The organism is Methylophaga sulfidovorans (assembly GCF_900114205.1).
Lineage (GTDB): Bacteria > Pseudomonadota > Gammaproteobacteria > Nitrosococcales > Methylophagaceae > Methylophaga > Methylophaga sulfidovorans.
This window is the reverse complement of sequence record NZ_FOSH01000014.1, coordinates 1-13,188: the sequence shown is the minus strand read 5'-3', so window position 1 is coordinate 13,188 and position 13,188 is coordinate 1. Positions and strand designations below refer to the sequence as shown.

Genomic DNA, 13,188 nt, shown 5'->3' with positions numbered 1-13,188 from the left:
ATGGCATTTAAAGTTAGGAAAAATTCTTGGGGTCAGATATTAGAGAGTTTTGGCCATCGAATTAAAAATGGCTTCAAGAGCCCAAAGTTTGTTGGGTGGGCTTTCTTATTCTTACTTATTGGCGGAATGGGTGTTTGGTTGCCATGGGCAATCACTAAAGAGCTCAGCTCTCAGAGTTTGTTTACCTATTCAATTGCCATACTTGGTGGATTACTCATCGACTCATTTTTGAAAGATGGAAACAATCTTTAGAGGGAAGAGCCATTCTTAGCCCTTGTATTGGGAATTATTGCTGCTACTTTGATTTTTTGGGGGTATTTGTTTGAAGGTAATGCAAAAATCTGGGATTTAAACTTTGTTATTTACGCAGGGACGATACTGACTATAGTTTTGGCTTTGATAGTGGATGTAAATGATGAAAAGTTCGATGGTGATGAGCATCCAGAGATAGATTCAACTGGGCACAGAGTCCCCGCTGCCAGCAAATTACATGACAGGGAAGATTAGCAGAATGTATCCATTCAGAGCACAAGCAATAAGAGTAGATCAACCATTAGGCTCTTTCTTCATGGTTTCTATACCCGCCAGGGTTTTACTGGATACCTGTCACTCAGTTAGAGCCGAGTTATTGAATGATGGACGACAAGATGAGCAGTTAGACTCATTTGGAAAATTGAAAGACTTCATCAAAGGTACAGAGAGAACATAAACAGACGAGATTAGAGCAAATAAGAGCATACACAGAAGAAGTAGAAGCATGCTTTCCAAACGCAATTATCTTGGGAGCTAATTACAACCCTGAAGGTGAGTTTGTGGATGATGAAAAGCTTAGGTGCGCGATTGAGGAGGTTAGTTACCATGATAATTCTACATATTATTACCTTACGATTCCTACCGGAGAGCAATTAGCATCCATAATTGATGGGCAACATAGAGTTTTTGGGTTTGAAAATTCCTCACAAAAAGATATGCCTTTGGTATGTTCTGTTTTTATTGACCTTCCGATGCCATACCATGCCCAGCTATTCACAAAAATCAATACAACCCAAAAAAGAGTTGATAAAAACTTGGCTTACAACCTTTTTCAATTTGATATGGAACAGGGCACTGCTGAGACTTGGGGGCCAGAAATCTTGGCCGTTTATCTAGCTCGTGTACTTGCCTCTGACGATGACTCTCCGCTAAAAAATCTAATTAAGCTGGGGTTAAGTGGAAGTAAAACAGATTCCAGTATTTCTATGGCTTCAGTAGTAGATGGTATTTTGAGCCTTATAAGCTCTAAGCCTGAAAACGACCGAAATAGACTTCATAAAGTGACTCTTAGTGAGAGGGATAGAACATTACTTAAAACTTTAGATAATACTAACAACGCGCCTTTGAGAGCTCTCTACATTAGAAGCAAGGATAAAAGCCTATACGAACTGATTTCAAACTACTTTTTTGTGCTTAAAGGTGAGATCTGGGACAAACACGAAGGGGGCGTTATCCTAAAAAGGACGCTGGGTATCCAAGCTTCATTTGATTTCTTGAAAGAAGTAACGAAGCGCTATGGCGCTGATCATAAATACACTATCGAGTTTTTTGTGTTTTTGCTGTCAAATGTAAAGAAAGTTAACTTTAGTTCTAATTTTTTTGGGGTGCAATCAAAGGCCAGAACTAGAGTAAAAAATAGTCTATTGGTTTCTTCTGGACTCAAATCCGTGGATGAACTGATGTGTTCCGAAGAGGATAAAAAGGTAATTAGAGATCTAATTGGGTGAATGATTTCTAAGTAGTGATAACTTAGCGATTCAGACTTTTTTATAGATGTAGTTTTTGAAGCGATCTTCTTTATTAATTGAGCTGGGGGTTTCCCAATACTTGACTAGCCTCATTTCCAATACATTGAGCAGTAAAGTTGTTAATTTATCTTCCTCATGGACAAAATATTTTCTTGAATCAATTTCGCTATATGTTTCCTTCAAAGAGAAGTATAGATAGCCATTTGTTTTGAGACACTGCCAGAGCTTGCTCAAGGCGGTTTCTATTTCATTTGAGTTTAGGTGGAGTAATGACGCAGATGCCCAAACAGCATCAAATATTGGCCCAAACTCTATTTCGCTGAAGGTCAGTCTTTCACAATATGCGAAGGGATACTCATTACAAATTTCTACCATTGTTTTTGAAGCATCGAATGATCTGACTTTGTATCCACTCTCAATAAAATATTTAGTATCCCGGCCTACCCCACAACCTGCATCGAGTATCTTGGCTCCTTTGGGAATATAACTAGTGAAGATTCCATAAACAGCTGACATATCAGCCTTTTTTGTTTTCAAAGCATATTGATGTGAGTTCTCATCGTAGAATTTAACTGTTTCATTGGGGCAATATTTTTTCTGGGTATTGTTTTGATTAATTGAGTTTTCGATTTTAGCGATCTCATTATCTATTGCTCCATCGATTTCTCTTGGGAATACGATGTCTTTTAAAGTTTCTGATAGACCTTCCAATTCTCCATCTGCAGCAAGTTTGATAATTCTGAAGTGTGCAGCAAGTTTCCCAAGTAACGTATGGAGTGCGGAGTTATCAATATAGCCACCATGACTCTCAATAAGCTCTAGGCTTTTGTCTGAGATTTGTAATATGTTTTTCAAGATCGATTGATCTTGAGGTGCAAGTTTTTCAATTCCTACAAAGCCTGACTCGTCTATCTCTGTCAGATAAGTCAGTGTTCGGAAGGACTTTCCATCTTCTTTAAGTCTGGCTTTTTCTTCGAGTGCGAAATGTTGATAAAGAATGAATGACTCCTCACGAAGAGCATTAAAGGGCCCATAAAATTTCTCAATTTTTTGTAATTGATCGAGCTTATGAAGCTTGTTTTTCTCGGTTTGGATCTGCATTTGTTGCGATTCACTATCTCTTCGGTATCTCCAGATGGTGTAAAGAGTTGTAACTAAAGCTAGAAATATAGTTAGAAATGAGGCAGAAGACGCAAGATGATCCGATGTAAAAGAGCCAAAAATTTCAGAGGAGGGAGACTCTATACTGCACGTGATTTGCGCATTATCTCGGCCAGAAATAGCACCTACGACGCAATTAATAGTTTCTTCATTTGAAGCACTTGATTGTTCGGTAGACATAATCTTTTAGTAAACTTATAGGTTGCTGGTAAAGCTTAAAAGTGTTCTATGGTTTCGCAAAGATGCTATTCCATCCTCTACATGCGCTGCCCAGCATGTCATAAGTTCTTTCGGCCTGGAGCTAGGATATTTAGAGCGTAAGAGTTGTTCTGTCAAAAGCATTGTGTCTCCAAGCCAAGTTACCTTATCAAGTACCAAGTTGCCATCTAGCTTTCTTTCACTAGCAGTATATTCATAACCTGACTCGATAGACCGGAAAAAAGCGATCCTGGCTAGGACATTTGGAGTCACACCAATATTTTGTTTGAGCCGTTTCAGCTGCTCTTCTGTTTTTTTATCTAGAGTCATTCTGTTTGGCAGCATGGTTATACCTCAACGCTTTCTTTTACCCAGAAATATCCGGTTTCAACTTTCGAACACTTATCACGAGAATCATATTTAATTTCATATGAGCGAGATATTGAGTTTTTCATCGATTCCAGATATTGCTTGTCCACTTCAGTGTCAGTGGACAGGATGATTACTTGGTGACTTGCTTGAGGAAAATAATTTTCAACAAGGTTGTCCCTGTGATTTGAGTCTAGCCTGCCAAGTGGAGTGTCGATGATAATTGGTAACTTGTGTCCAGACGCTTTGGCAAGTGCTTCCAGTATTGCAATAGCATAGATTTGTTTTTCACCAGCAGAGAGGGATTTTCGATTTATTTTTTGGTGATGCTGATTTACAAGATTTACATCGAAGGTCTCAGCATCAATCTCTGCATACAGCTCCGAATCTTCCTTTCTAGCTAGTTTTTTGTAGCTGTCTATAAAGGCTGACTGAAGCAGCTCTATCCTTGAAAGTTTTATTCTCTCAGAAAAGTCACCCAGAAGACTGTTTGCTTTGTGAGCATTATCAAGGGAGTCCTCTTCATTTGAGTCTGTGCGATATTTATCATGAAGCGATTGCAGTTTTCGTGCTGTAGCTGCAGCGTCTCGATATGTCCTCTTCGCGTCGTTAATAAGAGTTTTTCTCTCAAGTAGCTTGTTTGTTAATTTTGAGTTGAGGCCTTTAATAATCTGAATTTGATCATTTAAACGCTCTTGTTCAGGTGCTCGAGCGATGTTTACAGATATTTTCTCAATTTGCTCTTCTACTGAGATAAGCCTTTCCTTAGCTTCAGTAAATCTATATTTACTATTCAAAGCTGCTTCATTTATTTGATATTGCAGTTGACCTAACTCTCTGTCAGAGATGTCTAGCTCGATGCTCTCAGCAACTATATCCGAATATTGTTTTGCAACGTCATTCAACATAGCCATCACGCCAGTATTGTCAGGTATCACGCTATCCAAGCGCTGGTCAACTTTGTGTAAAAATTCACTCAATTGTGTTTTGAATGCGAGTTGTTGTTTCAGCTCCGATTCAGTCTCAAGCTTTATCAACAAGGCTTTGAGAGTCTTTGGTGCGAGCGATAAAGGAAACGACGCATCCATCTCCAGTCGTATAGCTTTTTCCAGCTCAACTTTTTCACTCAACAGTTGATCTAATTTGGTTTGTTCTGCTTGCCTGCTTTTTGCCCATTCACCACCATTTTCAGACAGTGCTTGCTCAGCCTGAGATAACTCCTTTTTGATTGAAACAATGGTGGTGTGAAGTGATGAGATTTCATTTTCAAGAATCTCAGCTTCATATTCCTGCTTCTTCTGTTTTTCTTCTAGCTCTTGGAGTTGTTTTTTTGCACTCTCAGGCATTGCTTTAACATTAGAGCGCCTTAGCAGTATAGAAAGGTCACTCTGAAGTCTAGCTATTAAATCTAAGCCAAGAAGCCTTTGAACGGCTGTTCGGAGTATTTTCCCAGAGCTATCTTCAGCAAGTTCTGCGATTTTTTCACCGTCAAAAAAGAAAAGATCTGCAACACCTATGGGTATCAACTCATTAAGGAACCCTTGTCCTTGAGCTTGGCTGAGCTCTTCTTTGAGTAAGTCACCATGGAAGACATTTAAAGTATCAGCCTGACCTTCACCCCAACTGCGCTTGATTGTGTACTCATGTGTTTCACCATTGTGGTTGAAGTCAAAGACCAGAGTTACACTCGCGCCATGCTTTGATTGCTCGCCGGATGATTCATGATGGATAAGCGATTGAAGATAGTTCTTGTAATCTTCATTTGAGATCGAATAGCCGAGTGAATTTTTTCCATAAAGCGCTAGGCGAACTGCATTAAGAATCGAGGTCTTACCTGCACCATTGAGGCCTCCAAACAAAATGATTGGTCTTTGGTGTGAGTCATTTCCGTGGTGTGGTTGAGGTGCAAGTTCTATTTCATGAACGCCACGAAAAACTCTAAAGTTTTCTAGTATAAGTTTTTTAATGATCATGTTGTTTTAGTTGAATTCTCGATCGAGTTTCTCGAGTTGGCTGACCGCATCATCAAGCTTTTTAATTCGATCTGCATGAATATCAAAGTCTTTTTTACTTTGGTATTTTGAGTGTTTATCTAGGATTTCCTCGTAGCTACCCCAGTCTTGTTTTAGAACACTTTCAAGCTTGTTAAAGATGCCTCTTCTTTGGCTTAATCCAGCCATTGAATTTTCGACTTCAATGAGTTTCATGATCATCTCAGCATCGACACCGTGCTCTTCCCCTAATTCTTTGAGAATTTCAGCGTCGTGCTTATCAAAGTTCACATTGTCATCATAGACCCAGTCTAGGTCAGCGTTATAAACAGAACGGTATAACTGGGGTAAAGAGTCTTCCCAGTCTGGCTCATTGGGGTCAGTTAGCCATTCTTTGCGAATAGCATGCAATTCGGGTTTAGTAATTAACTCTATTGAATGACCTTTTTCATTCAGAGTCTTTTCTATTTCCAGAAGCTCTTTGAGCCATTTTTTTCTGTAGGAAAGCCAATATGGCCCAGGGATGTGTCCACGCTCATCAGTAATATCCTGTCCTTTGGTAGCCCATTTGTAAGAAACTCTTCCAGTTCTTCTTTTGTGGTTTCGGAAGGTATTTTTGTTCTCTACAACTCCAGTTTCAGCGAGCATATTTCTGAATTTGAGTAGTGGTTCCATCCAGTCATCCCCAGACTCGATAAGGCTTTCCATTGCACGATCTTTTGTGACTACGGTGCATGTCCAGCAGCCAAATCTTGAGTTACCACAGGATGGAGTCGATTCATCGATTACCATGGGGCATTCACCTTGACTAGAGCCTAGGTAAAGAAGCCATAATCCATAATTACTGGCGCCCCAAGGTGCGTCATATTCATCAAGATCTTTGATGATCTTCCATACATCTTCCACAGACCAAGTATCAATTGGGGTATAGATAAATGCATTAGTGAGGGTTGTATGTCTAGCTAAACGGGTACCAGTAATTTTATGCCGAGCAATTACCTGAGCTCGAGACTGACTTTCTTGACTCCGTGAGCCCAATATAACAATCACCTCATCATATTTAGATACTTTATCCTTTATGAAGTCAGACACCGGATCTATTTTTAAACGTTCAGTACACCAGCGGAATTGACGTGTCGGAGCTGGATAACCTTTACCTAGCAAATTAACCCAGAATGTTTGTTTGGTATCAGGTATGACCTTATGCGTAGTTATAGGAAGTTCATCACGAATTGCACCGAGCTGAATTGCATCAAGTGACTTAGTGATGTGGTCTACAACAACAGGTGTTTCAACAAGCGTATCTGAAGCAACGACAAATACTTGTTTATGTCTCTTAGCCTTGGGTAGATCCAATAAAGCAAGGTATATCAGAATCAGAACAGCAGTTGAGTCCTTACCCCCACTATAGCCAATTACCCAGGGACGGTTATCACTCAAATATACTTCTTGTACGTCTAAAATAAAGTGCTTTGCTTCAGTATCTGCAAATTGTTCTGTACTTAGAAAATCTTGATATTTTTTAGATAGATTCGTATCAGTCATCAGTATCAATTGACCTTTTCTTCAATTAACAACTCATCATCCGTTAACTCTATCCCTAACTGAAGTTTTAAGTAGTTTGCAGTAAGAGTAATATTGGTTTGTGCTTTGCTAAGTTTTCCATGGAGCATGCTCCTTTTTTGAAATTCTGGATTGGCTTTTCGCCAGTCGATTTTTTTTAACTCTTTTAGAATTGACTCCCAATTTTCAGGATATTTCTTCAGTAAGGTATTCCCCAAAGTGCCTAATGCATGTAAACCTAGACCATGGACGACAATTAAATCCTTCCTTGCTTCAACAGCGGAAAGCTCCTTATGATAAATCATTCTCCATTCATCAATATTTTCAAATACTTTCGTCCAGTAAGAAGCCGCTTTCTCTTGATCCTCTGATGTGTAATTATCTTTAGGTTTTTTACCTAATAATGCTCGTGAGGCTTGCTTGATACCACTCAAGGTAAAAAGTTTTCCACTATTGACGGATATATTCGACCTCTCTAACTCTGTAAAACTTTTAAATGGAGCTACATTCATCGCAAGGTAGCGAGCTAATTCGGAGGATTCTTCTCTTTTATCGTATAGCGTGGATAAGGAAGGACTTGGTCTGATGGCATATTTATTGAGATCAGCAAACATTTGTTGACTTCTAAGAAGGCCCTCATCGATGAAAAAAAGCACAGCTATATTGTCATGACCTAACTCCGGACACTCCGATATAGCTTCTTCAATAGCTTTTCTTCGATGCTGTCCATCATTAATGAGTATTTTTGCTTCAAGAGGTATACTTAAAGTTCCCACATTAGTACTGTCTATATTTTCTTTGAACCTAACTTCACTTCCTACTGAAGCCGTCAAAGCAGAAAAAATATAATCATTAGGATTGTTTACTAAATAATTTACCATTTCTGGGATTCTAGACTTGTTTAAAGTTCTTTGAGCACGCAAGTCTGCAGGAAGCTCGTCCTCATCAAACATGAATATTCTTGGAATGATTCTTAATGGGCACGTTGCAACGTAGAAAGGGCGACCGGCTTGAGTGCCTCTTACGGCAGGGAAGTTATAACAGTATCCAGTATTCATTGTATGTTAAATTTTACGTTTATGACGTAATTATTTTACGTATATAGCTTAAGTGTGTCACTAAAAATCTGAGGGAACTCTTAAAAAAGCTTTCATAATTTCATATTAAAAGCCAAGGTTGGCATAGTCTCTTTCATTACTTTTTAGAAGATTTCTAGAAGGATATTAACTGAACATCACGTTTATGGTGATATTTAAGCTTAGGTAATATCGATCTAACATATTATAGATGTGATCTATGGCCTGAAAGGTACTGGATTTATCAAAATGCAAAAAATCTCTCAGAAAATACTACCAGCATCAAGCAAACTAAATCGTGTTGCGGAGCTATTATGACCGGACGAAATTATGATGAAGTGGTAGTTATGGTTAAGAGTGCTGACCTCAAGTGCGATGCATCTCTGCATTACAATCTTTATACAAATAGACCAATATCTTATCAACCTTCTGACCATGTTCACGATTACTATCCATCGGTCATTCTTTACGGTGAGTGTCTCTATTCAGAGAAACTATCTGGTCATAATTTTATAGCTCAGATTATTGGTCGAGAGCTAGGGGTAAGTAACCTAACAGCTACTCTGGATGACTTTCATAAAAGAGACGAGTTTGGAAGTCGTATGTATAGAAAGTATAAGGAAGATAATGTCCCAATACTTAGTCCACCGCCAAAGGGAGTTGGCACTTATCGTAAGGTAAGAGGGAAGCCAGCCTGGGAAGCTGACTTATGGATGGGGAAGGAGTTTGTAAGAGATATAATGGCTATGATGAATATTAAAGAGCAGCTGTATATTTACATGGAAACGTATACAGAGAATCGTATTCACTGGATTAGAGCACTAACCGTGACTTCGAAAAATCCAATAGGCGATCTCATCTAAGAAATTTCCTGGCTCGTGTGTATAATGGATAATACTTCTGATTAATTGATGTTTGCGCAAAGCTAAGAATTAGGTGGTAATTTTGAAGAAAAAAATAAAGAAATTTATTAGATTGGGTGTCAGAGAATGTGTTTCTTGTGTAACACTCTGAAATACATATATAATTAACGGACTGCAACTCCGTTAACGCCGGTTCGATTCCGACCCCAGCCTCCATTTCCTTCCCCATAAACATCCAAAACCTTCCATAAAACAAGCTTTATAAATGTTTTTACTCGTTTAGGCTTTCCTGGGCTCTCAGATGTCTCTATGTACTTCCCATCAATTTTAGTGGTAACTTTGATGGTAACACTCAAGGCGCAGGTGAAAACTCTGGTTTTAACCTCTCAAAATAATCAGCATCAGGCGCTCTTAAGCGCTTTTTTTATGCCTGTTATTTCTTCCTTATTCTTTTGAAATTTATCCTAACAATACCTCCATCTGAAATATCCAATTTTTGGTTCTACAAATGAAGCCTGAATACTGAATCAAACAGTATTTAAAAACAATACAAAACTTCCCTAGGGCTCTTCTTTGATGCAGTAACTAAATAACAGCACTTTACTAGCTGTATGGTTTTGGCGGCAGCTGTTTATTAATCTGTTTTGTCGATTAAAATAACAAGAAATAATCGTTATACTAAATCATTAAGATTGATTAAATTATGGCCTTGTTTAAGGGAGGTGGCTAAGGCCTCTATGAACGTTAAGTTTTCCCTTATTTGTTTAGCCTTGTTTATAGGGAAATAGCCATGTTTAAAAAAATCTCCATACCTAAAGCTTTGCGTATCACCTTTGGTACATCGATAGTTATCATTCTTGCCTTGGCTATTTACCCTCTAATCGCTATCTATGAGTTACAAAATAAATTTGTTTCTGTAGTTGATCGTAATGTGAGTCTGTTGACTACTATCTCGGATCTTCGTTATTACACTGTGACATACAGACGCTTTGCTCTGGATTACGGCTTAACTGCTGATGCGAATGAGCATCAGAAAATCCTGGTCACCATTGATTTTAATAATGACAAAATGGCTGATGCGATGACGCATATGTTGAGCTTAGCTGATACACCACAAATACGGCAGAAAATAGAAAGCTTTCAGCAGCAAATAACGCAATATATCGCTATGCAGCAGCATTATTTAGCGTTGATTGATCAAGGCCGTATAGAAGATGCCAGACAAGAGATGCTGGGGCCTATGTTGGCACCGTTTAATGCCATTGTAGATTTGTTGAGTGACTTGCAACAGGAATTACAAGACGAAGCGATTGCGATTAAAGAGAAAGAGGCTGAGCATATCCAGCTGTTAGTTAAGCAGACAGCAATAGTGGGAGTTATATCAGTCACCTTCATGTTGATAATGGTGTTGTTCATCACACGAAAAGTGACAGTGCCTTTAGATAAATTGATCCGACAAATGCAATCTGTAGAGCAGGGGAATTTGAGCGAACGTTTAGTCTTAGATGAGTTTGCTCAAGATGAGTTAGGCGCTGCTGCTTTCTACTTCGACCAGATGCAGCAAGGATTAACGACATTAGCTCAGGAGATAAATGACAGTGTAAATTCATTGGAAGTAACAAGTAATGAATTACAAACTCGTATGCAAGATACGTCACAAAACCTCGATACTCAACGCAGTGAAATCTCTCAGATTGCTGCAGCAACTGAGCAAATGAATGTCGGATTTGATGAAGTGGCTGAAAGAACGGTTGAAGCTTCACAATATAGTGAACAAGCTCGGAATGAGGCTCAAGATAGTGGTAGTAAGATACAGCAATCTATTGAGCATACTGAGAGCTTGGCACAAGCCCTTAGTCAGACCGCCGACGTGGTTTTGAAATTACAACATGATAGCCATAACATCACACTTATTTCTGAAGTCATTTCAAGCGTGACTGAGCAGACAAATTTACTGGCATTAAATGCGGCTATTGAAGCTGCCAGAGCAGGTGAGGCGGGTAGAGGCTTTGCCGTTGTTGCTGATGAAGTGCGTAATTTGGCGCATAAAACACAGTCATCACTCGAAGAGATTGCTGAAGTTATTAGTTCACTTCAACACAATGCAACGCAAGCAGCAGATATGATGAATACGAGCCAAGAACAGATGCAATCAGGCCTAAACCAGGTACGAGAGGTCGGTGTTTCATTTAGTAATATTTTAAAAGTCTCAGACAAAATTGCAGGTATGAGTAGTCAGATTGCCACAGCAACGGAACAACAGAGTACCGTCGTCAGGAGTTTGAGTGAAAGTATTGCCACAATATATATGGCGTCTGATCGGATTGCAGAAAGTGCTCAATCAACAGAACAGTCATGTTTGGTTTTGGGTAATGAAAGTGAACATCTGAGTAAGCTGGCTAACCGGTTTAAGTTCTGAGCCTATTAGCTTGTTAGTTTTATCGATATTTTGAGCTATTTTGGGCAGAGTAAGACCCACTTGATTGAGTGGGGGCGGTATAAATGAGGTTGAGTCTACAAACTAGTTAAAAGCAGTATTTATCGACGAAGATAAATACTGCGATTATCTATAATTAGCTATTTTTACTCTGACTCTGAGGTATCGTCATAGTCTTTTATATGTCCTCTTGGCAATAGTATTGACAATATCTTTGACAGAGACGAACATCGTTTCAAGAAACGTTACCACTTCTTTGGGTGCAGTATCAGGGGAGCCAGCATTAAATGGTGGTTGAGGATCATATTCTAAATAAAGCTGGATTGATTCGGCACAGAACTTGTTCCTCAATTTTTCTGCAATCACTAAGGCAAAATCTATTCCTGCTGTGACGCCAGCGCCTGTAATTCTGTTGCGATCCACCACAACACGCTTTTTAACGGGGATTGACTCAAACTTACTTAAAGCCTCTAAGGTTAACCAATTTGACGTTGCTTTATAACCGGTTAGTAAGCCAGCAGCACCTAGAATGAGCGAGCCAGTACAGACGCTCGTTACATATTTTGCCGATGATGCTTGTCGTTTTAAGAAAGTTAGCACTTCTTGATCTTCCATAACATCAAAAGTCCCTGGTACACCGCCAGGCACAAATAGGACATCACATTCTTTTGGGCAATCATTAAAAGAAGTTGTTGGTGTGATTGGAATCGGTGAATTATTTATGTTATCAAGAGGGTTAGTATCTTTCCAAACTAAGTGAATATCTCTGTTTAATAAAGACTCAAAAACGGTTAAAGGCCCGACTAAGTCTTGCAGAAACATACCTGGGTAGACCAACATTACAATGGTGAGTTTAGGCCCTGATGACAGGTCGCTATACTTTGCCATCACCTCTGCATGAGAACTCAGGTGCTTTGTTGACGCTTTTTCTGAAGTCGAAGCTGAAGCGATAGGTGACTTCCCCATTACCGCTAGAAGCGACGACAGTCCTGTAAGCTGCATAAATTTACGTCTTTTCATATGGCGTCCTAATATTTAATTGCAGCAGATAAGTAAGCCGTCGTACCATCATCAGGGCGAACTCTGCCCCTGAAGTATTCATAAAGCAGAGCTTGTATTGGAGACGATATAGCCATCCGGGCTGTCGCTTACAACGTCTATTTTGTCAAACTCAATAGGACTTGTTTGATCCTGTGCGATGACAACTTGGGAGGTTATCGCCTGTATTATTAATACTGTCCGTGCTATTTGGTAAGCGTTTTTAAACATATCTTATGGCCTCGTCATTGAGTTTATGATTTTTAAAAAGCTTTGATATTAGTGTGTAAAAGTAGGTTAAAAATGAGTTATTTCACGTTAAGATTGGTTAAATAGCTGACTTTCTATAAAAGAATATTTAGGAGGGCAGAATAAAAAAATAGCTTGTTTGGCAGGGATAGCACCCAATCAATGGGTCAATCACTCTGACCCTGAGCTATCCCCACAAATAATTACTAATAATCAATGGTCTAGTTGATACGTTAGGGAACATTCATGGCATTTGGTGATCAGATCTATCGCCAAACAAATACAACCAGCCGAAAACACCATGAATGTTCATCCTATATTGAAGAAAACAATGTCACTTGTCACGCCTGATATGCATTCACGCCGAAGGTGTGCATTAACCGATGCCATTGACAGTCTATTGAACGGTGCCTCAGCTACCGTCACAGCATTGGGAAGAGGCATTGCTTCTCCAGCAAAAGA

13 protein-coding genes and 1 tRNA gene are annotated in these 13,188 nt (G+C 39.2%); 8 read left to right on the top strand and 6 right to left on the bottom strand.

What is annotated here, in order from left to right; genetic code table 11:
- Genes BM232_RS11400 through BM232_RS11385 form a run of 4 tightly spaced genes read left to right on the top strand, consistent with a single transcriptional unit; the run spans position 1 to position 1,760 of the window.
- The gene (locus BM232_RS11400; protein WP_091714798.1) at positions 1-252 is read left to right on the top strand and encodes a hypothetical protein; all 252 of its coding nucleotides are present in this window, start codon (positions 1-3) and stop codon (positions 250-252) included.
- 27 nt (positions 253-279) lie between these two features.
- The gene (locus BM232_RS14985) at positions 280-507 is read left to right on the top strand and encodes a hypothetical protein (protein ID WP_091714796.1); all 228 of its coding nucleotides are present in this window, start codon (positions 280-282) and stop codon (positions 505-507) included.
- Positions 508-511: 4 nt separating this feature from the next.
- Positions 512-709, top strand: a complete 198-nt coding sequence (locus tag BM232_RS11390) for a hypothetical protein (protein ID WP_143092285.1) — start codon at positions 512-514, stop codon at positions 707-709.
- A 19-nt stretch (positions 710-728) separates the two neighbouring features.
- Positions 729-1,760: a DGQHR domain-containing protein gene (locus tag BM232_RS11385; protein ID WP_091714792.1), complete on the top strand. Its 1,032-nt coding sequence runs from the start codon at positions 729-731 to the stop codon at positions 1,758-1,760.
- Positions 1,761-1,790: 30 nt separating this feature from the next.
- Here BM232_RS11385 and BM232_RS11380 read toward each other — a convergent pair whose 3' ends face one another.
- Genes BM232_RS11380 through dndB form a run of 5 tightly spaced genes read right to left on the bottom strand, consistent with a single transcriptional unit; the run spans position 1,791 to position 8,121 of the window.
- Positions 1,791-3,122, bottom strand: coding sequence for a class I SAM-dependent methyltransferase (locus BM232_RS11380; protein ID WP_091714789.1), 1,332 nt, complete (start codon positions 3,120-3,122; stop codon positions 1,791-1,793).
- 15 nt (positions 3,123-3,137) lie between these two features.
- Positions 3,138-3,485, bottom strand: coding sequence for a DNA sulfur modification protein DndE (dndE, locus tag BM232_RS11375; protein ID WP_091714786.1), 348 nt, complete (start codon positions 3,483-3,485; stop codon positions 3,138-3,140).
- Positions 3,486-3,487: 2 nt separating this feature from the next.
- Positions 3,488-5,482, bottom strand: coding sequence for a DNA sulfur modification protein DndD (gene dndD / locus BM232_RS11370; protein ID WP_091714784.1), 1,995 nt, complete (start codon positions 5,480-5,482; stop codon positions 3,488-3,490).
- Positions 5,483-5,488: 6 nt separating this feature from the next.
- Positions 5,489-7,045, bottom strand: a complete 1,557-nt coding sequence (gene dndC / locus BM232_RS11365) for a DNA phosphorothioation system sulfurtransferase DndC (RefSeq protein WP_091714782.1) — start codon at positions 7,043-7,045, stop codon at positions 5,489-5,491.
- A gap of 5 nt (positions 7,046-7,050) precedes the next feature.
- A complete protein-coding gene (dndB, locus tag BM232_RS11360) occupies positions 7,051-8,121 on the bottom strand; it encodes a DNA sulfur modification protein DndB (protein ID WP_091714780.1) in 1,071 nt (356 codons plus the stop codon).
- 332 nt (positions 8,122-8,453) lie between these two features.
- On the opposite strand from dndB, the gene BM232_RS11355 reads away from it, so the two are divergent.
- The 3 genes from BM232_RS11355 to BM232_RS11345 all read left to right on the top strand — a co-directional run bounded on the left by BM232_RS11355 (position 8,454) and on the right by BM232_RS11345 (position 11,421).
- Positions 8,454-9,002, top strand: a complete 549-nt coding sequence (locus BM232_RS11355) for a hypothetical protein (protein ID WP_091714778.1) — start codon at positions 8,454-8,456, stop codon at positions 9,000-9,002.
- Between the two features lie 110 nt (positions 9,003-9,112).
- A tRNA-Ser gene (locus tag BM232_RS14915) sits at positions 9,113-9,218 on the top strand.
- 574 nt (positions 9,219-9,792) lie between these two features.
- A complete protein-coding gene (locus BM232_RS11345; protein ID WP_091714774.1) occupies positions 9,793-11,421 on the top strand; it encodes a methyl-accepting chemotaxis protein in 1,629 nt (542 codons plus the stop codon).
- A gap of 186 nt (positions 11,422-11,607) precedes the next feature.
- Here the strand turns inward: BM232_RS11345 and BM232_RS11340 are convergent, their stop codons facing one another.
- Positions 11,608-12,459, bottom strand: coding sequence for a DJ-1/PfpI family protein (locus BM232_RS11340; RefSeq protein WP_091714771.1), 852 nt, complete (start codon positions 12,457-12,459; stop codon positions 11,608-11,610).
- Positions 12,460-12,982: 523 nt separating this feature from the next.
- On the opposite strand from BM232_RS11340, the gene BM232_RS14830 reads away from it, so the two are divergent.
- Positions 12,983-13,188 (top strand): hypothetical protein (locus BM232_RS14830; protein ID WP_425435545.1); only part of this gene is annotated, 206 nt, incomplete at its 3' end.